The organism is Pseudomonas serbica (assembly GCF_028823535.1).
Classification (GTDB): domain Bacteria; phylum Pseudomonadota; class Gammaproteobacteria; order Pseudomonadales; family Pseudomonadaceae; genus Aquipseudomonas; species Aquipseudomonas serbica.
The window spans coordinates 80,234-104,457 of the sequence record NZ_JAQIYM010000013.1; the positions used below are offsets into that span (position 1 = coordinate 80,234).

The window sequence follows — 24,224 nt, forward strand, 5'->3', positions numbered from 1 at the left end:
CAAGGCCATGCATACGCGCAGTCTTGGCACCGATTACTCCCAAGGCTGGAAGGGCCTCTGGCTGGTGACATTGATGCCATTTGCCCTATCGGCTTCCCCCCTCGCCGCTGTGACGGAAATCGCAAGCCCTCCAATAGGCATGGAGAACACAACGATGTGGATGACCGTCGGCCAACAGCGCTTCGCCATATCTCTTGAAGACAACCCGACCACTCGTGAGCTAGTCGCCCGATTGCCGCTCAGCCTGGACATGACGGAGCTGCACAACAACGAGAAGTACGCCACCTTGCAGCATCCATTACCCACCCAAGCCTACCGGCCAGGAACCATCCACAGCGGTGATGTGCTCTTGTACGGAGCAGACACCTTGGTGGTCTTTTATACAACCTTTACCTCGTCCTATTCCTATTCCCGTCTCGGCCGCATCGACAACTCGGCAGGCCTTGCCAAGGCCCTAGGCCGCAACGATGTTCGCGTGACATTTTCCGTTGACTAGGGATGCAAAGTTAACGCGACCACGACTACTCAAGCGCTGCACGTCAGCCCCACACTTGAACTTTGATTCAGGAGTTTTCCATGACGCCCACACGCTCCGCTTCAACCCTAGCCGCACTGGCGCTGCTCACGGGCACGTATTTCGGGCCAGCCGCCGCGGCCGAGCAGAACTCGACTACTCAGCATATCACTCGTGCGGGAGAGCAAGCCTCGATGACAGGGCCTGCTGATTATTTCACTGGCCGCGTTCGGGTTGACCCTTTGACTGCCGTAACCGCCGACCTCAATACCTCAGCGGTCTACGTCACCTTTGAGCCTGGCGCTCGTTCGGCTTGGCACACGCACCCTGCTGGACAATATCTGGTCGTGACAGCGGGGGTAGGACGTACTCAGGAATGGGGAAAAGTCGTGCAGGAATTACGTCCTGGTGATGTGGTGTGGTGCCCGCCGGGGGTCAAGCACTGGCATGGCGCCGCGCCATCGACTGCCATGACGCACATGGCTATCACCGGCACGAAGAATGGTAACAACGTCAATTGGATGGAGAAAGTGAGCGATGAACAGTACCCAGCCAAGTAACCGCTGCGATGTCCGGTTAGGCGCGCTGGGCTTCGTAATCCTGGTCAGTTTCGCCTGGGCCCAGATATCCAGCGCCAATACCTCCCATGAACCGGAGAAACAACTAGTGAGTGAGCAGACTTTAACCGCCAAGCAACAGGTAATTGCCCCAATTGGCGCCAGCATGGCGGTCGGCGATATGTCCCGTTTGCACGACGCGCTCAATCGCGGCCTCGATGCCGGGCTGACGATTAGCGAGAGCAAGGAAATCCTGGTTCAGCTCTATGCCTATGCCGGGTTCCCGCGCAGCCTCAATGCCTTGTCGTTGCTGATGAAAGTCCTGGAAGACCGTGCCGTACGGGGTATTCATGACGCGCCGGGGCGCGATCCAGGCCCTGTTCCCTCGGGGCGCGCTTTGCTCGATCTTGGCACCGACAATCAAACCCGGCTGTTGGGCGCGCCGGTGTCAGGACCGCTGTTTGAATTCGCCCCCGCCATTGATCAGTTTTTGAAAGGCCACCTGTTTGGCGACATTTTCGCCCGCGACAACCTTGAATGGACTGACCGTGAACTGGCCACCGTAGGGGCCATCGCCGCGATGCCAGGGTTAGAGCCGCAGCTGGAGTCTCATCTGAAAATCAGCATGAATGTTGGCCTGACAGTGCAGCAGCTGCATCAGGTGGCTAGCGAACTGAAGAGAGCCGGTGAGCCGGATGGAGCTGAGCGTATTCTAGTGGCCTTGGAAAAAATCAGCGGCAGAGCGCGGTATCAGGCAGGGACCGATTGAGGGACCGTGCGGCTATTGCCAGTCTGGTCAGGTGATGGCCGCGACAGCCTTGCTTAAAGGTACCCCCAAGCCCAGCGATGTGCATATCCAAGTGACGATAGTCAATCTGTGTCGCCGCGTTACCTACGACGCCATCCATGCTGCCGTCCACGAATTGGCCGCGCGCTTAGCAGTGAAGGACTAGCCAAATGGCCAAATGTGTTCTCCGCGATGCCCGTACTCAAGGAAGTCTTTGCGGGCAGGAGGTGATACGTGAGGCAGTCGTCTGATAATAGTTATCTGCTGCGCTCATGAATGCCTAGAGGGCTGGCGCTGTAGAATCTCTGGCTTCAATCTTGAACAGGAATGAATTGAATGCGGATGCCAGCCTTTCTGGGTGTGTTTGCACTGTCTTGCATGTTGGTGCAGACAGCCATTGGTGCTGAGCCAACTGACAAAGTTGTGCGAATCGCACAGATTGTTATCGACCCGGCCCAACTGGACGCTTATCACGCTGCTGTCAAAGAAGAGATGGCCGATTCAGTACGCCTCGAACCGGGTGTGATATCGATCTATTGTGTTGCCGAAAAAGACCATCCGAATCGACTTCATTTCTTCGAGGTTTACGCGAGTGAGACGGCTTATCGTAGCCACATTGCGTCTGCTCATTTCCAGAAGTACGTAGCCACGACAAAGAACATGATTTTGTCCAGGGAGCTAATCGAGACCCAACCGGTACAGCTTAGCGCCAAGGCGCCCTGATGTCGGTCAGTGCTCGACTTTCCGGGGAGTCTAGAGAGCCAGCCTCGGAAGCGAACCTGTATTACGCCCAGCCTCTTTTGGCTGTCTTGTACGTCACCAGCATCTTTCTAGGCGGGTCGCTGCGTGCCTCTCTTGCGAGCCTCGGTTGGGCGCACGCTGAATATGGTCAGCCGTATGTGCACTGGGGTTAGTGCTGTCCTTGATAGCGCTTGGAGCCCATCGGCTGGGACAACGTCGGAATTAATCAGTCGAGTATTAGTTGGAGCAATGAATAGATGAATCTCGCAAAGGTCGTTACTGGAACACTGGCGGGGCTGGCACTTTTCTCGACTGGCAGTAGCCTCCTGTATTCAGCGCAAGCCGCAGCTGTACTGCCCCATGCCTATTATGTGGCGGAATTCGAGGTAACCGATCCCGAGGGTATACAGCCTTACAGCACCCATGTTGAATCGACATTCAAATCTTATGGTGGCCACTTCATCGTGCGCGGGGGTAAGACCATCTCATTGGAGGGAGACGCCCCGAAACGTCGGCGCGTGGTTATCGAATTCGATAGCGTTGAGAAAGCACAAGCCTGGTACAACTCTCCTGAGTACACGGAGCTGAGAAAGATACGTCAAAGATCTGCGAAGGCAGACGTCTACTTGATCGAGGGGGTGGTTGAGAAATAGCAGGCCATTTGATGAATTTCATGCATTGGTACAACTTATCGTAGACGGCTAATGTGCGCTGCTGCCCTAAAAAATGACCTTCCATTCTTCCGCATCTGCGTTTGGAAGGTTCTTATGAGTAACAACCCTGCGGGATGGACGGTCAAGGGTGTGTGCTCATTGATTGTCGATCTTCAGCTCGGGTCGGTAGCACTCGCTGACGCGACCCACATTGGATCTTTCGGCCATCCAGAGCAGGGGTTGAAAGCAAATAGAAGGTCAAGCAGAGTGCAACTTTGCGGGCTATCAGATGCTAAAGCAGCCGTTTCCGGCGCGATTTGGTCCCTTACCGCACATCACGAACGTCTACTCTTGGCCGGTTTCTGTCTGTCCCCACCGGCCGCTATATTGGGTCGTTTGCAGTCCTTCGCGACAGGCAACAACTGGCCGCTAGTCGTCACTCATCAATGGTGACTAACACCCCCCTCACACCACCGCAGCTGCAATCGTTCTGGAACGCCAAGCAAAAGCCAACACCATCAGCAGCCCCAGACCCGCCACTGCCGCTCCGGCCAGGGAAATCGCCGGATAACCCAGACCCGTATTGATCACCGCTCCACCCAGCGCCGCACCAATCGCGTTGCCCAAGTTGAAGGCACCGATGTTCACCGCCGAGGCCAGATTGGGCGCGTCCTTGGCAGCCTCCATGACGCGCATCTGTAGCGGCGGCACCAGGGCGAAGCTGGCGATACCCCATATCAGGATGGCAACGGCGGCCGGCAGCGGCCAACGCATCAGCACGGTGAACGCCAGCAAGACGAGAATCAGCACACTCAGCGAAACGATCAGGGTGCGATCTATCGAGCGGTCGGCGGCCTTGCCGCCCCACATGTTGCCCAGCGTCAACCCCACACCGAACAGCACCAGCATGGCGGTGATGTAAGCGGTGGACGCGTGGGTCTCGCTACTGAGGATTGGCGCAATGTAGGTGAAGACGGTAAACATTGCGCTCGATCCGACTACGGTCAGGGCCAATGCGCCCAGCACCGGACCACGCCCCAGTACCCGAATTTCGGCCATTACACCGACGCTTTGCGGTGTCTTCAGGTTAGGCAGGGCGAACCACAATGCGGCCATGGTCATCACGCCGAGGCCGGTAATTCCCCAGAAAGCGGTGCGCCAACCGAACAGTTCACCAAACCAGGCGGCCAGCGGCACACCGCCGATGGTCGCCAGGGTCAGGCCCATGAACATCGCCGCAACCGCCCCGGCACGTTTCTCTGGGGCGACCACGCTGGCGGCGACGATGGAGCCAACGCCAAAAAATGCACCATGGTTCAGTGAGGTCACCACCCTGGCGACCATGAGGCTGTAGTAATCGGTGGCCAGGGCTGACATCAGATTACCCAGGGTGAAAATCGCCATGAGCCCGATCAGCAGATAGCGCCGGGGAATCCTGCCGGTGGTCAGGGTCATCAGCGGTGCGCCGAGCAATACGCCCAGCGCATAAGCACTGACCAGCAAGCCCGCGGCGGGAATGGAAACGCCCAGATCCGCAGCGATACTCGGCAACATGCCCATGGGGGCGAATTCTGTTACGCCGATGCCAAAGGCACCGATGGCGAGCGCGACAAGGGGTGGATTGATACGCATGGAAGGCTCCTTATCTATGCCGCTAATGCTACGATCCAGTCTTTTCAGCCGGTAGATAGCATTTTTGGCAATCACCTTTGCGCAGGAGGCACAAGTGGATTTCAACGGCAGGTCAGGTGAGATGAGCGTGTTCACCACCGTGGCGCAGGAAGGCAGCCTGTCGGCCGCCGCGCGTGCACTGGGCCTGACACCCTCGGCAGTCAGTCGGATCATCGCGCGTACTGAACAACGTCTTGGCACCCGCCTGCTGTTGCGCACCACCCGAGCGATTACCTTCACTGCCGAGGGCGAAGCGTTCCTGCGCGGCGCCCGGCGTATCCTGGCCGACATGGACGAGGTCGAAGAAGCCATCGCCGACCAGGGCGTACCCAGAGGGCGATTGCGGGTCAGTGCCGCCCTTGGCCATGGGCGGCTGGCCATCGTTCCCTTGGTTGCAGCATTCAGCGCCCGTTACCCGAACATCGTCGTCGACCTCACCCTCGGCGACGAAGTGGTCGACATTCTCGGCGGCCAGGCCGACGTCGCAGTCCGCTTTGGTTATCTGCCCGACAGCCCGCTGACCGCGCGCAGGATCGGCGACACCGGCCAGGTAGTGGTGGCCTCGCCCGAGTATCTGCAGCGCCACGGCATCCCCCAGGAACCGGAAGACCTGCTACAGCACAACTGCCTGCGCTTCAACTTCCGGCGTGCCGAACCCAACTGGCCGTTCATCCGCGATGGAAAGGAGTTTTCCCTGAAGGTCAGCGGCAACATCGAATGCAGCAGTGGTGAAGCGCTGGCACAACTCGCGCGAGTAGGTGCCGGCATTGCGCGTATCGGCGAGTTCAGCGTGAGCGAGGATCTGCAGCGCGGTGACCTGATACCGCTGCTGGAAGCCTGGAACCCCGGCGACCAGGAGCCGATTCATGCGGTGTTCGTAGGTGGCTCGGCAATGCCGGCTCGGGTGCGGTTGTTCGTGGACTTCTTGTTGGAACATCACCGCATGTAAGCGGTGGCGTCACTTGATCATTGCGGGTGCACGTGATGCTGTACGCATCAAGCAAGTAGTGAACAGCCCATCGTTGGGCGCGCTATCAGTGGGTGGTCTGCCTGACTGGAACACAGCGTTCGCAATACATCAGGGGCCTTCATCCTCGCCAGTAACGCCACATCCCTTTACGATCAGGGGATCACACGCAAGGAGCCACCAGAATGAGTTGCCTGATTCGAAACGCAACGAACGCAGATGCCCCTGGCAATCAGTCGGATCATCATTGGCACCCTTCGCGAGTCCAATGCCCTGGACTATTCATCCGCAATCATCGATCAAGTGGCGTTAAGTTTTTCTCCATCGGCGATCCTTGATTTCTTGACCCGGCGTCAGGTGCTTGTCGCAACAACCGACAGTCATATCGTTGCAACAGCCAGTCTTGATCAGGACGTCGTCCGAAGCGTGTTTGTCGACCCAACCTGGCAAGGGAAAGGCATCGGAAGACAGTTGATGTCGATGATTCAATCGATCGCCATAAAAGATGGCGTCAGCCTCCTGCGTGTCCCCTCTTCAATCACTGCGCAAGGTTTTTACGCTGCACTTGGCTTCAAGAAAATCCGCGACGAATTTCACCAATCCGAGCGCACCATCATCATGGCGAAGACATTGGAGCACTAGCCCGGATCCAGTACTTTAATCAGGCCAACAGAACGGAAGCTGTCATGGAAAATAACGCAGGCAAGCGAGTGGTCGTCATCGGGGCAGGCATTGTGGGCGCGTCCCTGGCGTATCACCTGGCTGGTAAAGGCGCGAAGGTCACCCTGGTCGAGGCTGAAGGTATCGCGTCCGGCGTAACCGCAAGCTCATTCGCATGGATCAACACCTCCCATGGAGGTCCCGATGTGATTGCGCCATTGCGTGGCGCCGCTATCCAGGAATATCACCGCCTGCAAACCGAGCTGCCGGATCTGAACATACAATGGACAGGCTCGCTGTCCTACAGCGCGAACCTGGATGAAATGCTGCAAGCCCCAGGCAACACGCCGTCGGCAAGCCTGGTCTCTCGCCCGCGGATCCTCGCTCTTGAGCCGAACCTCAAGCATCCGCCTGAGCATGCCTTGCACGCAGCCGAAGAAGGCGCGCTGGACGCCGTGCAAGCCACTCACGCCTTGATCGCAGGCGCCTGCAAGCATGGCGCGAAAGTTTTTACCCATACGCGGGTGCTTGGCTTTTCAATTCAGAACGCCAGGGTGACGGGCGTCGAAACCTCAACGGGCATCATCGAGGCTGATGTTGTCGTGCTGGCTGCGGGAACAGGCATTCCTAAGCTGGCCGAGAAGTTGAACATGTTCCTGCCGATAGAGGCCTCTGCGGCCATATTCATTCGCTACAAGACCCAACCCGATCTGGTGAAGAGCATCATCTCCAGCCCACAGATGGAAGTCAGGCAAAGCCCAGATGGGGCGTTGCTGGCGGCGGAAGATTATCTGGGAGACGCCCTGCAAAACCAGCCCTTGGAAATAGCGCTACGAACTGCCCGGGCCATCCAGGATGAACTGCATGGGATGACTTCCATTGAACCGGAGTTGGCTTGTGTCGGACTCAGGCCAATGCCTGTCGATGGCATCCCCATCATCGGCTATCTGCCCGATATTGGCGCAGTGTACGCTTGCGCAATGCATCCTGGCGTCACGCTGGCGGCGATCGTGGGCCGACTTGCCAGCGAGGAAATAGTCGACGACAAGGTATCCCCTGCCCTTGAATCCTGTCGTCCCGAGCGATTCAGCAAATCGCGGATAAAAGCTGCTGCTCAAGGTGCGTGCGCAACCTTTACGGGTGCTGCGCGTCGCTGACACGCACCTTGACGGGCTGGCCCGGCTGCTGCGCATGAGCGGCTTCGACACCCTCTACGACAATGCCTTCGAAGATGGCGAGATCGCCGAGATCGCTGCGCAGCATGGACCCATCGTGCTGACGCGCGACCGCGAATTGTTCGAGCGCCTCGACCTGGCGCGTTGTGCGCGACCCTTCAGCCTGTGCCTTCACTGCAACCTGCCGCTGCAGGAGATCAGCCCGGAACGGGCTCGGCCACGGGTGCCGCCACGCATTGCGGCCCTCCATTCGTACTTCCTGCCTGTTGCTACGCGACCCTGACAGTAACGAAGTTATTGGTGGGCTGTACGGCAAGGTCTCCTATCGATGGCTGCTCATCGATCTTGTCAGCGTTCCCGAGTCAATGCGTGGCCAGGGTATCGGAGAACGGCTAATGCGCATGGCCGAAGAAATCGCGCAGAAAAAGAACTGCACGGGTATCTGGTTGGAGACCTTCAGCTTTCAGGCCCCCGGCTTCTATCAAAAACTTGGCTACTGCGAATTCGGACGCCTGGAAGACTATCCACCGGGGCATACCCGGCTCTATTACCAGAAGTCGTTGTGCTGACTGCTATTTGAGTCCGGCCCGATGGCTGCTTCGTGGTAGGCAGCAATCGGCCGGGAGCTAGTTCCCGGCGCCAAAGAGCGTGAACGCCTTGGACAAATGCTTGCTAAAGGCGATCACACTAACGGCGCGGCAAACGCTTACGCGCTCAGCGTATCGATCACTCGCCGGACCTGATTCAGCAGATGATCGACATCCTCGGCAGTGGTCGCGAACGAGGTGACAAAGCGCACGATGTTTGGTCCCCAGCGATCATGATAGAACCCGAACCCGGCCTTCAGCAGGGCTTCGATGATTGCCGAATCCAGCTTGCAAAACAGGATGTTGGCCTCGGCGCCGGCCATGACTTCAACGCCTCGCAGACCCGCCAGCCCACGTGCCAGGCGCTGGGCGGCTGTGTTGGCCTGGCGTGCGTTACGTAGCCAGAGGTCGTCGGTGAGGTACGCATCGATCTGCGCCGACAGAAAACGCATCTTGGAGAGCAGATGGCCGGAGCGCTTGCGGCGAAAGCTCATCTCGGTAGCGAGTGTTGGGTTGAACAGGACGATTGCTTCGGCGGCCAGCGCACCATTCTTGGTAGCCCCGAACGACAAGGCATCCACCCCGGCTTTCCACGTCATCTGCGCGGGGGAGCAGCCCAGGGCAACCAACGCGTTGGCAAACCGGGAACCGTCCATGTGGAATCCCAGGGCGCTTGCCTTACACACCTCACCGATGGCGGCGATTTCGTCCAGGTTGTAGAGGCTGCCGACTTCAGTGGCCTGGGTAATGCTGACGCAGGCAGGTTGGGTGGTGTGCACGTCACCGACCTTTTCACCTGTCCGTTCGCGCAGGCGGGTTACATCCAGCTTGGCCGAGGGGCCGTCGATGGTCATCAGCTTTGCGCCGTTGGAAAAGAACTCCGGGGCGCCGCATTCATCGTTATTGATATGGCTGGCGGGATGGCAATAGATGTTGCCCCAGGGTGGCGTCATCGCACTCAGGCACAGGCTGTTGGCGGCGGTGCCGGTAGGGACGAGAAAGACCTCCACGTCGCGCTCGAATATCTCGCTGAGCTTGAGCTTGACCTGCAGGGAGAGTTCGTCCGCGCCATACGCACTCGCCTGGCCGGTGCTGTGCCTGATCATGGCCTGCGCCACTTCCGGCGAAGCTCCCGCGATGTTGTCGCTGGCAAAACTCAATGCGGGCGGTTGGTTTGATTCAGCGTTCATCTACCTGTCCTCGGCTGCACGGGCGAAGAAGAGTCGTCCGGTTTTGCGCATCCTAGGGTGAGGGACGGTACCCAGGCTTGTAAAAAATTGCCGGCCGGTGAAATGTCGACACTCAATGTCTGTAGCGTGAAGGCGCGACGCCGAATGCGTGTCGAAACGCACGATTGAAGTGGCTTTGATCGTAAAACCCGACCGCATGGGCGACATCGATGATTGGCAGTTCGCTGCGCGACAGCAGGCCACAGGCTTGTTCAAGACGCAGTCGCAGCAGCCATGCGTGCGGTGTCATGCCGATGGTCCGTTTGAACTGCTTGAGGAACGAAAACCGGCCCAGCCCGCAAAGACCGGCGAGGTCATCCAGGGTAATGCGCTGATCGATGTGACTGAAACAATAGTCCCTGAGGCGTGACCATTGCAGGGCCGAGAGCGCTCCAGAAATCACCTCGGGCACGATCACCCGCGACTGACGCAACAGACACTCGACAAGGGTCAGCCATTGCGCCTGCACCGCGAGACCGCCAGGGCCGATGGCCTGCTGCATGGCCTCGTGCAAGCCGCGCAGGTGGCCGGCAAGCCCGGTGTTTTCGAGCAACATGCCGGCCAGCTCCAGCTCACTGGGCCGACCACTGATGTCCTCTGCGAGGCTCGCGACCAGCGCCTGGGACAAACGGAATGTCTTGAGCGTGTAGGCGCCGCCGCCTTCGGCCACACCGTCGTGGATTTCGCCCGGCGGCATCAGGGCAATATTGCCCGGCCCCAGCAGAAACGACTCGCCTTTGGCTCGATGACGCTGGATGCCTTCGGTCACGAAGCCAACGTGGAAGTCGAGGTGGTAATGGCGATCGAAACCGGCATCCGTCAGGCGCGCCGAGCCCAGCACGAGGCCGGGCACTTCACTAACGTGGTGGTAACTTGCGTGCTCAGTCATGGAACTCCTACCAGGATCGGCGGCGAGGAAGGCCAACACATTCCAGATCTGCGCAAGATATGGATCTACAGGTTGTCAGCTAGTAACTGCCGCGAAGCACTGCTTATGGATGCCCGGAAGGTTACCCATTAGCTGTACTGCTGACCACTCAACAGCAAGCGGCGTTCTTATGCTAGTGGTAACGGGTACAGTACTTCCCGATGCCACTTGGCCAAAAACTCTCTCCAAGAGACTTGCAGATGATGCCTTAGGGTCTGCTGCTCGAAAACATTTTCAAACGGGGGTTATTTTTCTCATCGACGTTACAAAGGGCAATGATGTCGCACAGACATTGGTGGTATTTACTTAATGTTCAAATGCTCAGATGCCGCCAGATCCTCTTCGACGAAGCGCAGCATCGCCTCCGCCAGCGCCTCGCGCGGATAGGCATTCTGTGTCACCAATAGAGAACCCAGGGTCGAATGCGTTCGGGCGATCGGCACTGCCAGGGCCCAATGATCGGCGTTGATATAGCCCATCAGGCGGCTACCAGGGACTATCTGATCGTAGAAGATCACCTGGCTGTCGTTGCGCGCATCGATGCTCGCCAGCTTGTTGTAACTCGATTTCAGTATGGCCGAGATGTGATCCGGCTGCGGGAAGGTAACGAGCGAATAGTAGTTCAGTTCGGACGGCAGCCGGTGCTGCGCCAGCCAGTTCTTGCGCGTTGCCGGTCGCAGGCTGTCGATCGCGCCACCGTCGCCCGAATCGCAGGTCGCACCGGGAAAGTGTCGCAACAGGTCCGCCTGGTACTGCTCGGCATCGTTGGCCAGTGCCGAGCCGCCGACCGAGCCGGCTGCGCTGACCACTGCCGCCACGCGGCCGCGGATTTCCGGGTAATTGACCATCGCTTCGAGAATGTCGGGCGCGCCCTTCGAATAACCGATCAGGACGAGGCGCGGCGGTCCGGCTTCGGCTGGCATCGCCATGATCGCGTCGCGTATTTGCCGAGCGTTCTTTGCGGAACTCGATAAGGCGTCGACCTTCATCTGCACCAGGTCATAGCCGAACTGGCGCAGATGAACCCCTACGCTGCCGGGCGCTTGCAGCCATTGCTCGAAGCATTCGTAGCCGACGCCGGCCACCACAGCGCCGATCAGACGGCGTTTCGATTGACCGAGATCGACGGGTTTGCCAGTGCCAGCAGGTTCGCTGCCGACGCGTGTCAGTGCCTCCTCGCAAGGGCGGCTATCGGGAATCTCGCTTCCTCGCGTATTGAGGATCGAGCAAAAAATCTCGCGAAAGCGCCCCCGCTTGTCCTGCACGCCGGCCTGCGACGCAGGGACCAGCACCAGCGGCGGTGTGTCCGGCGAGTAGGCCATCAGCGGCGCGGGTGCGCAGGCGGTGAGTGCATGGCAGCCAGCGATCATCAGCCATGCCATGCCAGCGCTGCGCAGCAACGGGTGGACACCGCGCAAACAGCCGGCCGAGTCATCCTGCCGGCCGAACAGGTTACTTGCGGGCATCGTCGATCTCCTTGCGTGCAGGCGATTGGCGCCAGTCCAGATACGGTTCCCAATCGAGCATCTGCACCTGCGACAGGCTGAGCGGCCGCGTCGCAAAGAACATGACCGCACGCAGACCGTCGCTGAAGTAATGGGCTCCGCTGAACGTCGTTCGCGGTTGTGCCTGGGATACGGGACCGACGCCGGTGACGAACCCGAGCTTGTCCAGGCCGGCCGAATACATCATGTCCTGGATCAGGAAATTCCTCGCCTCATCGACGTCTTCATGCAAGACAAGGTTTTGCGCCTCGCGCGGTGCAAAGCGTCCGCCGGTAGGTCGTGCGACCTGCGCGAGATAGACGGAGTGACCGTCGAAGCGCATTGGCGTGATCCACACACGCACCCAGGTCGCCGGCGCTCCGGCTTGCGATTGCTTGCGCACCACGGCATCGGGCATGCGGCCGAATGCACGCTCCAGCGCATCCGCGGGGTGCGTGGAACGCCGGTAGCCGCGACGCACAAAGGCGGTGGCGATATCGGCGAACTCGCCGACGAGAATCGCATTGAACGGATCGCCGTTCGCCCTGCCGTTCGCGTCAGCGGCGCAGCAGGGAAGGCGCTCCAGCGCGGCACGCAACGCGGCCAGATCGTCATAGTCCTTGATCTCGGAACCGTGAGGCTGGAACAAGCCTTCGGCAAACCATTTTTCCCCGGCATCGTCCGGCACCCGCAAGAAGAGAGAGAACGGGATCAGCGTCTTTCTCTGCAGCAGATCGATATTCAGCAGCCGCGTAGCGCGCTCCGGGTTGATGAAGAGCAAGCCCGCTTTCGTTTCGCCTGGCAGGACGGGATTCTTGAACCCGAGTTGGTCCAGGTGTGCATTGATGCGCGCGTTTGCTGCCGGGGCGAATATCCCGTGCATGGACCAGGCGACTTCGAGTGGCGAGAAATAATCGGGATCGGTTCCCGGCCGCAGCAACATGAGCGGCTCGGCAGTCCGGTTCTGAACTTCGACCCACACGGGCTGCACGCGCGTCTTGTCCAACTCGACCCCCAGCATTTGCCGCCTGTCTTCGGCACTGAGCACGGCGGCGCTGACGCGTATCTCGTGACGGGTGGCCGTCTGCGCACGTTCTCGCAATCCGGAGGTACTGAAATCGGCGGGCGCCTGCCAGGTCGAACAAGCAACGACGAGCGCAAGAGTCGCTGCACAACTCAGGGTGCACAAGCAGCGTATTGCACATCGCAGAGAACCCCTGGCGCGAGGCGCGAATGGCAAGCGGCTCATGGCTTGACCCGCCCCGGTGGTTGTCCGCCATTCTCGTAGATGCCCTGTGATAGAAAGAATTCGATTTGCGCCAGGGAGGTGTGCGTCTGATCGAATACCAGGACACAGCGCAACCCATCCGTGTAGTAAGGATCGGTCGTCAGGTTCTCGCGCGGCGCGCTCTGGGGCGCGGCCCCTACCCCCTTCACAAAACCGAATTTGGCCAGCGTCACCGAATACGCCATATCCTGTGTCAGCGCACTGCGCGCTTCGTCGACGTCAGGGTCGATCTTGTGCGTGGTCAGCGTCGCGGTATGCACGGTCATCCGGCTGCCGATATCACGGCTGATCTGTCCGACCCACACCTGCTTGCCGTGGTATTGCATCGGACTCAGCCACAGCCTCAGGTGATTGCGCTGGTGGACGTTGTCACGCGCCTTTTGCAAGGCAAGGTCCTGAGCCCGCCCGAACAGATAGAGATCGCTCACCGGCGCATAGGGATAGCGCTCGCCGGAAAGCGCCGAATTGACCACCTTCATGATCGACCCCGACCACTTCTCCTCGGTCCCACGCCAGCCGCGACGTGCGAATGCGGGAAAGGCATCATCGAGCCCGCCGACGACCACGAGGTTCAGCGGATCGCCGTTCCTGGAACCCTCCTCGTTGGTGACGCAGCATGGCAGAGCCTCCAGCGCCGCCTGGAAGCTGGCGTCATCCGTGTAGTTCACAATGTCCTGGGGCGGATAGATGCCCTGCCTGAACACTTCACTGATGTGGTAATCGGTGCGCAGGCCCGGAACGATGGCCAGGACAGAGAAATGCCTCGACCGCCCGTCTGCCACCAGATCGAGGTTAACGAACTTGAACCCCTCGTCGAGATTGGTTAACACGAAGCCCGAGGTTGTCGCGCCAGGTGCGACAGGGTTGCGAAAGGCCAGCCGACGAAAGTGCCGGTCGAGCGCAGTCCGCTCGTCCAGCGGGGCCCCTGAGAAAAATGCTTCGGCCGCCTCGGATGCGGGGAAGAAATTTGGATCGAGGCCCGGCGAAAGCAGATAGTAGGCGCGGTCTTCCTGATTTTTGACTTCGACCCAGACCGGCTGTATCGATCTATTCGCCAGAGGCACGCCGTAGACCGCCTCGCTTTCGGCGGCCGAGAGTACGGCGGTCGACACGCGCAAGCCACCATCGCTGCGTGTCACGGCGCTGCTCTTGTAGTCAAGGCTCGCCGTCGGCGGAGGCTGAGAGGCGCAGCCAGCGAGCGCCGCTGCGACGGCCGTTGCTGAGAGAACGTGTCTCACCATGCGATGCATCGCGCAACCTCATCAACTGAGCTTTACCAATCGTCGCTGGCGCGCCTAGGTAATCCGTAGCTACTACGGACATTGGTTTCTACGTCGCAGCTTTTCATCAGGAACCGCCCCGGGAATTGCGCTGGCTTTTTGGGGTGGGTTTCGCCCGCCATGGAAGAATAGTCGAACTATCGATAGCAGGCCGCTTCGGCTTCTGCAGGTGATTCGTCGCCGATGGCTCCAGCGCCGTCGATGGTTGCCCTTTCCCGCTCCGCCCCTCTCGGCACGCTGCTGCCGGGCACCGCTGAGACCTCCCAGCGCCAATGCAAGAAACTCCCGACAGTATTTAGGACGTTTTCACACAGCCTGGGTCGATTTCTGACTTTCGTAACCGTCAGCTTTGTCTCGGTTGCTGTCCATCGTAACAGGCGGCAATCGGCCAGAAGCAGTCAGTCCGGAAGGCGGGTATCAAGCCAGGAATGGAAAAAAGATATCGCCTCAAATCCAGAACCATTGGCTTCGTGTTCACAAGACAAACGATAAATCTAGATACCTGGTATGGCATTTTACGATGCCTGATAACGAAGTATGCGATTGGCGCTGCCAATACGAGGGTCGCTAAGGTATCTCGCAATGCGTTATCGCTCGCAACAGCAGCGCACAGATAAAAACAAAAGCGAGGTATTCCAAGATGAGTGAATCCAACGTCAGTGCACCGACCAGCTTAGGCATCAAAGGCAAGCGCGTGGCTGTAATCGGCGCCGGTCCTGGCGGTATCGCTGCGGGTGTGGCTTTGCACCAGGCAGGTTTTTCGGTGAAGGTCTTCGAGCGACATCCCGAACTGCGACCTCTGGGTGGCGCAATTATTCTTAATGCCACCGGCATCGTCATCCTGCGCAGTTTGGGTGTACAGGTGGATGATATTTTTGCTGCTGGCCTTCCAGAGTTTCGCCGTTACGATGGACGAGTAAGGGTCAACTTTGACATTGATATGGACTTGTTGAAACAGGCCGGCGTAACCGGTTGGCAATCCGGAATGATGCGTTCCGAACTTTATGAGCGTCTGCTTGCGGCGGCCCCGGCAGACATGGTCGTACCCAACCACACCTTCAGCCATTACGAGGAACATGCCGAGGGCGTGACTGTTCACTTTGCAGAAGGACGGACTTACGACGCGGATCTTGTGATTGGCGCTGACGGTGTACAGTCAAAAGTGCGCGAGCAGTTGTGGGGAGCCTCAGAACTCAAGCACCTTGGCATCGCAGTCTGGCTGGGCTGGTGCGAACTTCAGGGGCCTGAGCGCAAAAAAATCGTCATCCAGCACAACCACGCCTATCAGATGGGCTACGCACCGCTTCGATACAAGGACAAGGACTGCTTTGAATGGTGGTTCGTCGAAAAATGCGAAGAGAACCAGGTTGAGCCGACAGATCCTGCTGCCTACGTACGTGAACGCATTAACGGATTTTCCTACCCTGTGCCGCAGATCCTTGAGGCCACGGATACCTCGCATAATCTGTTTCGCTGGGTAGTGAAGTATCGAGATCCACTCAAGCAATGGTCAAATGGGCGCGTGACAATCATGGGCGATGCCGCTCATCCGACGTCTCCTTACGCTGCGTACGGTGCCGGAATGGCGATTGAAGACGGTTATTTCCTTGCGAAGTATCTGCGAGGGCGCGACCTCAGCGACCCCAAGGCGCTGGAGATCGGGCTGCGACGGTATGACGACCAACGCGTTAACTACACCAATCAGACTACGGCGTTCGCTCGGTTCCTTGGGCGTCTTTATCACGGTGTGCCAGCCCCTTTGAATCGTCTGCGTGATCTTTTCCTTGATCACTCCAGCTTGCCAGAGAAGCTAATCAGCAAAGGCGTCACCAGCGAGGCGCAAGCGCTTTTGCGTGCGGTACTCAATCCTGTTGATTGAAAATGCTGAAGCAATTGCACCTTTCAACTCGCGCATAGGTAATTGCCGTGAACTGGCATACCCATGCGCGAGTTTTCCGAATGATGTTTACCTCGGGCTGCTGCTTCGAGCATGACTGGCAGCTATGGGTCGATTGTCGCCCTTTGGGATGGGCAACAATCGGCCAGAAGCGGACGTTGGTGGCCGGCATTTACCGGCCAAAAGCAATCACCCAGTCATTAAGGCAATTTAGACAAAATCAGCTTGGTCCGACTATTGGGCAGCAAATCTACAAGTATCCCCTAGCTTTGACTAAGCTCTTACCTGATGCGATTACATGGAGAGAATCTACTCGATCTTCCCAAGCGTGGAGAATTCGATGATCAAGCATTTGAGTCCTATATTTGTACTTGCCGCTACCATCTGTCTTGGTGGTGCGTCCTGTCACGACCAAAAAGAAGAGGATAATTTGCAAAACAAGCAAAGGATGGAGGGCAGCCCAGCTCGCACGGGAATGGGAATTATACCCCGACAACAAATTCAACCACGAACGAACAGAATGTAGTGTCGACGTATAGACTTGCGCATAGCGTGCGGTTGGCGCATACACTCGATAATGGTTCGCAGTATCAAGGCGCCTCTTTGCTCTGGTCTTTCAATGTCTGCGCAGCCTCGGCTTTCGCCGCGTTGGCTTGAATGATCCACTGATAGGCTATGTAGTACTTGTAGATATTGCTGACGTAGGTAACCGTCTCCGCACCGATCTTCTCGGCGGCCACGTACTCAACATTGTGAAACCAGACGTTTGGATCCAGTCCACGAAGGGCGGCTTCTTTGCGAAGTTTCGAGATCCTTGCCCGCACCTGCATTGTAAGAGGCGAATGCGAACAAGGCCTTGTCCAGGTTGGTCATGGGTCCTTGCCATAATACTGGTCGATCATCCAACGCATGTACTTGATCCCGGCGTTAATGTTTGGCTCGACTTCAGCAATGTTGCCGACCCCGAGTTCCTTGCCGGTGGCGGGCATGACTTGCATGACGCCAATGGCCCCCACCTTGCTCTTGGCTGCCTGATTCAGTTGGGATTCTTGGCATCCCTGGGCGACCATCAGCAACCAGTCCACGTCATATTTGTCCCCGTACCGCTGAAAGTACTGAACCAATGCGATAAATTTCTTGCGTTCGGACTCGGAGACAGACGCCTTTACATATTTTTCGCTTCTAAAGAAACGCGTCAGGATCATGTTCCCGATGGCGGTTCCCTGACCGTGACGTGCAATGAAATCATTGGTGAAGGCCTGCGATCGAGCATCCCGTCGAGATCGCCAGTCCACGGTTTCATTGCGCTATCGGTCGAGAGGGTCAGTTGCTCACGTTGCGGTGACTCCGGGGGTGCCATTGCTTCGGTTGCGGCATAGCGCGGGCCGGTGAAAAGAGTGAATGCGAGCGCCGCAACGGAGTTGAAGATGAGCGCTGAGCGTGCGAAGGAATGAACCGTAAGGCGTCTGACCCAATCGCGGATTCCCAGCAGGGTCGGTGCTTCACACGTTGTTTTCGTCTGACTTGTTCCAGCGGCTCCATCCCGGACTTCAACCGTGCCAGGATGGCCAAGACCCTGCATCCGCAAGCACACGGAAAAGCTTAGTTCAGACTTGCCTGTCAGTGTCCGGTTTTACGGAAATAGGTTTGATGGGATAAAGCCGATCATCGAATTGACTCAAGCGCGGGTACTCAATCGACTCATCCGCATCGATGTTCTCCAGGCGCTGGCGATAGCTGAGCAAAAAATCTTGTCGAGCCTCAGCACTGATGTACGGCACATGCCAACTGATAAAAGGCCTCAGCACCTCCAGCCCGACATATGCCAGAGTCCCTCGCAAGAGCGGGCGCAACATGTCTTCCAGCGAACCATGGATCGCGCCCTCACCGAACATATGTTCCCGCCCGCCCAGTGTCACGGATACCAGAGCTTTTTTGCCGCTCAGGCCTCCCTGGTCGTAGAACCGTTTACCGCCATAGCAGATGCCGGACACCAATACCCGATCTATCCAGCCTTTGAGAATGGCCGGTGTCGAGAACCAGTAAATCGGAAAATTGAGGATCAGCAGGTCTGCCCATAACAACTTATCAAGCTCCTGCTGTATATCAGCGGCGAGGGTTTGTTCTTTGCTGTTCCGTCGCTGTTCGAGCGCGTAAACCAGATACTCGGGATTCTCTCTGATGGAGAAATCCTCGGCACTGGCCACCGGGTTCCAGTCCATCTGGTAAAGGTCGGATACCCGTACCTGATGCCCTTGGGCCTGCAAGGTCTCAACGGCCTGGTCGCGCAGCGCAGCGGTAAAGGATTTTGGCTCGGGATGGGCATGCACGATTAAAACGTTCATGGTAATTCCTTGATATTCAGATGGCGTGATACGTGCCGCATCAAAACTGATCGGCATTTAGGATGTACAGGCTTTCGCTACCGGCCTTCACAGAAGCGCTCAACGAGTGAATCCGCGGCAGCAGGCGAGCGAAATAGAACCGCGCAGTGCCCAGTTTGCTCGCGTAGAAATCGTCCTGGGTTTCCTTGCCCAGGGCCGCCTTGGCCATCAGTGCCCACATGTAGGCGTAAGCGACGTAACCGAAAGTCTGCAGGTACTCGACCGACGCCGCGCCGATTTCATTCGGGTTGGATTTGGCCCGATCCAGCAGCCATGCAGTCAGTTCGTCGAGGGTGGTGACGGCGTCATTCAGCGGCTTGGTGAACTCCGCCAGATCAGCGCTGGCGGTGGCGGTGAAGTGACGAATCTCGTCGGCAAACAGGTTGTAGAACGCCCCGCCGCTGCCGACGATCTTGCGCCCCACCAGGTCCAGCGCCTGGATGCCGTTGGTGCCTTCGTAGATCTGGGTGATGCGCACGTCGCGCACCAGTTGTTCCTGGCCCCACTCACGAATGTAACCGTGACCGCCGAACACTTGCTGGCCGTGCACGGTGGTTTCCAGCCCCAGGTCGGTCAGGAACGCCTTGGCCACTGGCGTCAGCAAGGCCACCAGATCTTCCGCGCGTTTGCGGGTGGTGGCGTCTTCGCTGAACTTGGCGGTGTCCAGCTGCATGGCCACGTAAGTCGAGAAGGCACGACCGCCTTCGTTCGAGGCTTTCATGGTCAGCAGCATGCGACGCACGTCCGGGTGGACGATGATCGGGTCAGCCACTTTGTCCTTGTTCTGCGCGCCGGTCGGTGAACGGCTTTGCAGACGATCGCGAGCGTATTCAACAGCGTTCTGATACGAGCGCTCGCCGGTGGCCAGGCCCTGGATACCGACACCCAAACGCTCGTAGTTCATCATGGTGAACATCGCCGCCAGGCCTTTGTTCGGCTCGCTGACCAGGTAACCCACAGCTTCGTCGAAGTTCATCACGCAGGTCGCGGACGCCTGGATACCCATCTTGTGTTCGATCGAACCGCAGTTGGCCGGGTTACGCGCACCCAGGCTGCCATCGGCATTGACCATGAACTTCGGCACCAGGAACAGCGAAATCCCTTTCGGCCCCGCTGGCGCGTCCGGCAGTTTGGCCAGCACCAGGTGAATGATGTTTTCGGTCAGGTCGTGCTCGCCGCCGGTGATGAAGATCTTGGTGCCGCTGACCTTATAGGAACCGTCGGCCTGAGGTTCGGCCTTGGTGCGGATGATGCCCAGGTCGGTGCCGGCGTGCGGCTCGGTCAGGCACATGGAACCAGCCCAGACACCGGCGTACATATTCGGCAGGTAGGCAGCCTTCAGTTCTTCGCTGGCGTGGGCGTTGATCGACAGACAAGCGCCTGCGGTCAGCATCGGATACAGACCGAACGACAGGCTGGCCGAGTTGACCATCTCTTCGACTTGAGCCGAAACCGCCTTGGGCATGCCCATGCCGCCGTAGGCTGGATCGCCACCGACGCCGACCCAGCCGCCTTCAGCATAAGTCTGATAAGCCTGTGGGAAACCTGCCGGAGTCGTGACGGCACCGTCCGCCCAGTGGCAACCTTCTTCGTCAGCCGCGCGGCTCAAAGGCGCGATGCTTTTGCTGGTGACCTTGCCGGCTTCTTCGAGAATGGCTTCGACAGTTTCCGCATCAACGGTCTCAGCCATTGCAGGCAACTCGGCCCAGAGTTTGGCGACCTCAAAAACTTCATTGAGGACGAAGCGCATATCGCGCAGGGGTGCTTTGTAGTCAGCCATGATGAAATCGCTCGCTTGGAGATTGGACATTACACATTCAGGATTCGCCAGTATCGACAGAGAAGGCTGCGGCTTGACCTTGCGGGACAACCGTTTCTTTGCTGCGTCGTTCACCGTTCAGAAGGAAGTACGACAGCGCCGGAATCAGGATCAGCGCCCCGAGCATGTTCCACAGGAACATGAAGGTCAGCAGGATGCCCATGTCGGCTTGGAACTTGATGGGCGACCACGTCCAGCAGATGACCCCGGCCGCCAAGGTAATACCGACGAGCCCAACCACCCGCCCGGTAAATGCCACTGCATTACGGTAGGCCTCCGATAGCGACAAACCCTGGCGTTGGTACTGCAGCTGTACGCTGAGCAAGTACAAGGCGTAGTCGACGCCGATCCCCACGCCCAAGGCGATCACCGGCAGGGTCGCGACCTTCACGCCGATGCCCATGACCACCATCAAGGCTTCGCAAAGAATCGAGGTCAGCACCAGCGGCAATAGCGCCACCAGCGTGGCGCGCCAGCTGCGGAAGGTGATCAGGCAGAACAGCGTCACCGCCAGATAGACGTACAGCAGCATGGTGCGGTTGGCCTCGCGCACCACGATATTGGTCGCGGCTTCAATTCCGGCGTTGCCGGCGGCCAGCAGGAACTGGCGATCGTCACTGCTGTTTTCCTTGGCGAACTGGTCGGCAATCGCCACCACCGCGTCGAGGGTTTCGGCCTTGTGATCCTTGAGGTAAGCGATCACCGGCATCAGCGAACAATCGGTGTTGAACAGCTCCGGAGCATTGACCGAGGCCTGTTGTGCGGCGTAGTTCAGCACGTCCTGATTGCGCTGGATGTTGTTCAGCTTGGGGTTGCCTTCGTAGGTGCCCGCGGTAATCTGGCGCACGGCGTTGACCAGTGACACGGTGGTCTGCACGCCCGGATGCTGTTGCAGCTTCCAGGCCAGTCGGTCGGCCAGCACCAGGGTCTTGTAGTTCAGGCAGCCTTCCGGCGAGGTCTTGATCATCACCGCGAACTGATCACTGGACAGCGCGTAATGGCTGGTGATGTAGGCGTTGTCGCGGTTGTAGCGCGAGTCCGCGCGCAGCTCCGGGGCACCGCTGTCGAGGTCACCGATTTTCAGTTGCAGGCTGACCACGAATCCACCGACACCCAGCATCAGCGCCACCAGCACGGTCCCGGTGGCCCATTTTCGCGTGGTGAAACGGTCGAGCAAATCCCACAGTTTGCCGAAGCCTTTGTGGTGTTCGGCGCGGTTGTCGATTTTCAGCGCACGCTCGGCAGCCTTGCGCCCGACGCCGATGTAGGACAGCGCTACGGGCATCAGCAACAGCGAAGTGAAGATCAGCACCGCGACACCGATGCTGGCAGTGATCGCCAGGTCCTGGATCACCGGAATATCGATCAGCATCAGCACGGCGAAGCCTACGGCGTCGGCCAACAGTGCGGTGACGCCAGCGATAAACAAACGGCGGAAGGTGTAGCGCGCGGCGATCAATTTGTGCGTGCCACGAGCGATGTCCTGCATGATGCCGTTCATCTTCTGCGCCGCGTGGGACACACCGATGGCGAAAATCAGGAACGGCACCAGCACCGAGTACGGATCGATGGCATAACCCAGCCAGGCAACAATACCCAGTTGCCAGACCACCGCGATCAACGAGCAGCCGACCACCAACAGGGTGCTGCGCACGCAACGGGTGTAGGCGTAGATGATCAGCAACGAGGTGATGACCGCGAGGCCGAAGAACATCATCACCTGAATCAAGCCATCGATCAGGTCGCCCATCAACTTGGCGAAACCGATCACCCGGACCTTGTACTGACCCGTACCCTCCTCCCCGGCCTTGTGTACGGCGCCGTTGGCGAACTCGAATTTGTCACGCAAGCGCTCTTCGAGCAGGCGGGAAAACTGGTGGTAATTGATGCTCTGGCCGGTGGCCGAGGTTTTGTCCAGCAGCGGCACGATCAGCATGCTCGACTTGAAATCACTGGCCACCAGGCTGCCGACGATGCCGGCACGGCTGATGTTCTGCCGCAGTTGTTCGATGTCCGATGGCGAGCCCTTATAGCTGTCCGGCATCACCGCGCCGCCTTGGAAGCCTTGCTCGGTGACTTCGGTCCAGCGCACGGCCGAACTCCACAGCGATTTCATCCAGGCGCGATCGACGCCCTGCATGAGGAACAGTTCGTCATTGACCTGCTTGAGAACCGTCAGGTAGTCCGGATCGAAAATATCGCCCTGGGTGTTCTCCACCACCACGCGCACCGTGTTGCCCAAACCTCGCAGCGACTGGCGGTTCTCCAGGTAGTTCTGAATGTAGGGCTGGCTCTGCGGAATCATTTTTTCGAAGCTGGGGCGCAGCTCCAGGCGCGTCACCGCCATGAAGCCCAGCACCACGGTGGCCAACGCCATGAGCAGCATGAACAGCGGGCGATGGTTGAATACCAGTCGTTCCAGCAGATTGCCGGAGTGCCGGTCAAAGTCCGGCAGTTCGCGGATCACCGGCATGGTGTCTTGCTTCAAATTGCCCATGTCTGGGTACTCACTCTGATTCTTATAATTATTCGACGGACAGCGTACGCACACCGCGGCCGCCGACCAGCACCAGCGCACCATTGCCGGCCAATGCTGCACCGGCGACCGGCGTTTGCCCGGCCTGCGGCATCAATTGCAGCGCGGCATTGCCGCCTCGGCTCATGAGCATGTGCCCGGCCTGGGTGAACAGGCGGAAATGGCCATCGGCATCCAGCGTGGCAGCGGTGACGCTGACCTGTAGGCCGCTATCGAGCCGGGCCCAGCTCAGTCCGCCATCGGTGCTGCGAAACACATGCCCGCGCAGGCCATAGGTGAGTACTTCGCCAGGTTGGCCCACTACACCGAAAAAACTGCCTTGATAGGGTGTCGGCACGGCCGCGAAACGTTGGGCGTTGTCATCCCATTTGAGCAACAGGCCTTGCTCGCCGGCGATGTAGAGCGCATCGCCCGTGGAGGTGATGGCGTTGAGGTGAAACCCTTGCGGGTTGTCGGTGCGATCCTGGAACGGGACCCAGTGCTGGCCGCCATCCTCGGTACGCAAAATCAGGTTGAAAACCCCGACCGCATAACCGAGTTTGTCGTTGGCAAACCAGACGTCGAGAAACGGTTTGTCGGCGCCCTCCTCAATCCAACGTTGACCGTCGGCAGCCAACACGGCCCATTGTTCGTTGTCCGGTTCAGCCTCCGCCAGCGCGGTGTAATGCTTGAACATCAACTCGCCGATCTGGCGACCATCGAGTTGCCGGGTCCAGGAGGCGCCGGTATCGCTGCTGTGCACCACCACGCCATCGTTGCCCACCGCCCAGCCTTGGGTGGCGGTCGGAAAACTCACCGCCGTGAGATCCGAGCTGACCGGTACGGCGGCCTGCTGCCAGTGCTGTCCGGCGTCATCGGAATAAAGAATGTGGCCGCGCTGCCCTACTGTGACCAGACGATGCCCCGCCTGGGCAACACCCAGCAAGGGGCTGCTCGCTGCCAGTGCACTCGTCTGGGCCGGCAGATCCAGCACGTCCACGTAGATCGATGCCTGCGCGCCGCCCTGCAGCAACCCCAGCAGCATTCCCAGCACCAGTGGCGCGATCTTCTTGTTACAGGAGCCCATG

The 24,224-nt window shown here is 58.8% G+C and carries 21 protein-coding genes and 3 pseudogenes; 12 read left to right on the forward strand and 12 right to left on the reverse strand.

Annotated features, from left to right (window positions below; all coding sequences use genetic code 11):
• Positions 1-7: 7 nt before the first annotated feature.
• The 6 genes and pseudogenes from NQL71_RS21515 to NQL71_RS21540 all read left to right on the forward strand — a co-directional run bounded on the left by NQL71_RS21515 (position 8) and on the right by NQL71_RS21540 (position 3,252).
• Positions 8-496: a cyclophilin-like fold protein gene (locus tag NQL71_RS21515; protein ID WP_248686926.1), complete on the forward strand. Its 489-nt coding sequence runs from the start codon at positions 8-10 to the stop codon at positions 494-496.
• 80 nt (positions 497-576) lie between these two features.
• A complete protein-coding gene (locus NQL71_RS21520) occupies positions 577-1,074 on the forward strand; it encodes a (R)-mandelonitrile lyase (protein WP_274643245.1) in 498 nt (165 codons plus the stop codon).
• Positions 1,052-1,840, forward strand: a complete 789-nt coding sequence (locus tag NQL71_RS21525) for a carboxymuconolactone decarboxylase family protein (protein ID WP_274643246.1) — start codon at positions 1,052-1,054, stop codon at positions 1,838-1,840. Before NQL71_RS21520 ends, NQL71_RS21525 begins: the two co-directional genes overlap by 23 nt.
• A gap of 7 nt (positions 1,841-1,847) precedes the next feature.
• Positions 1,848-2,024, forward strand: a pseudogene (locus tag NQL71_RS21530) (2Fe-2S iron-sulfur cluster-binding protein); the annotation flags it as partial.
• A 170-nt stretch (positions 2,025-2,194) separates the two neighbouring features.
• Positions 2,195-2,581 (forward strand): putative quinol monooxygenase, encoded by a 387-nt coding sequence (locus tag NQL71_RS21535; protein ID WP_077182655.1) that lies wholly within the window; start codon positions 2,195-2,197, stop codon positions 2,579-2,581.
• A gap of 275 nt (positions 2,582-2,856) precedes the next feature.
• Entirely contained in the window at positions 2,857-3,252 is a 396-nt protein-coding gene (locus tag NQL71_RS21540) for a DUF1330 domain-containing protein (protein WP_274643247.1), read from the forward strand.
• Positions 3,253-3,717: 465 nt separating this feature from the next.
• Here the strand turns inward: NQL71_RS21540 and NQL71_RS21545 are convergent, their stop codons facing one another.
• On the reverse strand, positions 3,718-4,884 hold the full coding sequence (locus tag NQL71_RS21545; protein WP_046815183.1) for an MFS transporter: 1,167 nt from the start codon (positions 4,882-4,884) through the stop codon (positions 3,718-3,720).
• A gap of 94 nt (positions 4,885-4,978) precedes the next feature.
• On the opposite strand from NQL71_RS21545, the gene NQL71_RS21550 reads away from it, so the two are divergent.
• The 5 genes and pseudogenes from NQL71_RS21550 to NQL71_RS21570 all read left to right on the forward strand — a co-directional run bounded on the left by NQL71_RS21550 (position 4,979) and on the right by NQL71_RS21570 (position 8,294).
• Positions 4,979-5,872, forward strand: a complete 894-nt coding sequence (locus tag NQL71_RS21550; protein WP_274643248.1) for a LysR family transcriptional regulator — start codon at positions 4,979-4,981, stop codon at positions 5,870-5,872.
• A gap of 203 nt (positions 5,873-6,075) precedes the next feature.
• Positions 6,076-6,532: pseudogene (locus NQL71_RS21555) on the forward strand (GNAT family N-acetyltransferase).
• 5 nt (positions 6,533-6,537) lie between these two features.
• Positions 6,538-7,707: an NAD(P)/FAD-dependent oxidoreductase gene (locus tag NQL71_RS21560; protein ID WP_343228884.1), complete on the forward strand. Its 1,170-nt coding sequence runs from the start codon at positions 6,538-6,540 to the stop codon at positions 7,705-7,707.
• A pseudogene (locus NQL71_RS21565) lies at positions 7,661-7,987 on the forward strand (Mut7-C RNAse domain-containing protein); the annotation flags it as partial. The gene NQL71_RS21560 and the pseudogene NQL71_RS21565, both read left to right, overlap by 47 nt.
• A complete protein-coding gene (locus NQL71_RS21570) occupies positions 7,962-8,294 on the forward strand; it encodes a GNAT family N-acetyltransferase (RefSeq protein WP_046815179.1) in 333 nt (110 codons plus the stop codon). The pseudogene NQL71_RS21565 and the gene NQL71_RS21570, both read left to right, overlap by 26 nt.
• A gap of 137 nt (positions 8,295-8,431) precedes the next feature.
• Here NQL71_RS21570 and NQL71_RS21575 read toward each other — a convergent pair whose 3' ends face one another.
• The 5 genes from NQL71_RS21575 to NQL71_RS21595 all read right to left on the reverse strand — a co-directional run bounded on the left by NQL71_RS21575 (position 8,432) and on the right by NQL71_RS21595 (position 14,380).
• A complete protein-coding gene (locus NQL71_RS21575) occupies positions 8,432-9,502 on the reverse strand; it encodes a threonine aldolase family protein (protein ID WP_046815178.1) in 1,071 nt (356 codons plus the stop codon).
• A 112-nt stretch (positions 9,503-9,614) separates the two neighbouring features.
• The gene (locus NQL71_RS21580; RefSeq protein WP_274643250.1) at positions 9,615-10,430 is read right to left on the reverse strand and encodes an AraC family transcriptional regulator; all 816 of its coding nucleotides are present in this window, start codon (positions 10,428-10,430) and stop codon (positions 9,615-9,617) included.
• A 341-nt stretch (positions 10,431-10,771) separates the two neighbouring features.
• On the reverse strand, positions 10,772-11,935 hold the full coding sequence (locus tag NQL71_RS21585) for a lipase family protein (protein ID WP_166618880.1): 1,164 nt from the start codon (positions 11,933-11,935) through the stop codon (positions 10,772-10,774).
• Positions 11,922-12,959, reverse strand: coding sequence for an LssY C-terminal domain-containing protein (locus NQL71_RS21590; RefSeq protein WP_218586519.1), 1,038 nt, complete (start codon positions 12,957-12,959; stop codon positions 11,922-11,924). The genes NQL71_RS21585 and NQL71_RS21590 overlap by 14 nt, the downstream gene beginning before the upstream one ends.
• Before the next feature lie 239 nt (positions 12,960-13,198).
• Positions 13,199-14,380, reverse strand: a complete 1,182-nt coding sequence (locus tag NQL71_RS21595) for an LssY C-terminal domain-containing protein (protein ID WP_274643251.1) — start codon at positions 14,378-14,380, stop codon at positions 13,199-13,201.
• Positions 14,381-15,161: 781 nt separating this feature from the next.
• Between NQL71_RS21595 and NQL71_RS21600 the strand changes: the two genes are divergently transcribed.
• Positions 15,162-16,400 carry an FAD-dependent oxidoreductase gene (locus tag NQL71_RS21600; RefSeq protein ID WP_274643252.1) on the forward strand — a complete coding sequence of 413 codons (1,239 nt, stop codon included), beginning with the start codon at positions 15,162-15,164 and terminating at the stop codon, positions 16,398-16,400.
• 608 nt (positions 16,401-17,008) lie between these two features.
• Here NQL71_RS21600 and NQL71_RS21605 read toward each other — a convergent pair.
• The 6 genes from NQL71_RS21605 to NQL71_RS21630 form a co-directional block, all read right to left on the reverse strand.
• Positions 17,009-17,158, reverse strand: coding sequence for a hypothetical protein (locus NQL71_RS21605; RefSeq protein ID WP_218639270.1), 150 nt, complete (start codon positions 17,156-17,158; stop codon positions 17,009-17,011).
• 129 nt (positions 17,159-17,287) lie between these two features.
• On the reverse strand, positions 17,288-17,623 hold the full coding sequence (locus NQL71_RS21610) for a transglycosylase SLT domain-containing protein (protein ID WP_077182637.1): 336 nt from the start codon (positions 17,621-17,623) through the stop codon (positions 17,288-17,290).
• 402 nt (positions 17,624-18,025) lie between these two features.
• Positions 18,026-18,763, reverse strand: coding sequence for an NAD(P)H-dependent oxidoreductase (locus NQL71_RS21615; protein ID WP_077182636.1), 738 nt, complete (start codon positions 18,761-18,763; stop codon positions 18,026-18,028).
• Positions 18,764-18,803: 40 nt separating this feature from the next.
• Positions 18,804-20,582: an acyl-CoA dehydrogenase C-terminal domain-containing protein gene (locus NQL71_RS21620; protein ID WP_077183118.1), complete on the reverse strand. Its 1,779-nt coding sequence runs from the start codon at positions 20,580-20,582 to the stop codon at positions 18,804-18,806.
• Between the two features lie 37 nt (positions 20,583-20,619).
• Entirely contained in the window at positions 20,620-23,118 is a 2,499-nt protein-coding gene (locus NQL71_RS21625) for an efflux RND transporter permease subunit (protein ID WP_077182635.1), read from the reverse strand.
• A gap of 28 nt (positions 23,119-23,146) precedes the next feature.
• On the reverse strand, positions 23,147-24,223 hold the full coding sequence (locus NQL71_RS21630) for a WD40/YVTN/BNR-like repeat-containing protein (protein WP_274643253.1): 1,077 nt from the start codon (positions 24,221-24,223) through the stop codon (positions 23,147-23,149).
• Position 24,224 lies beyond the last annotated feature (1 nt).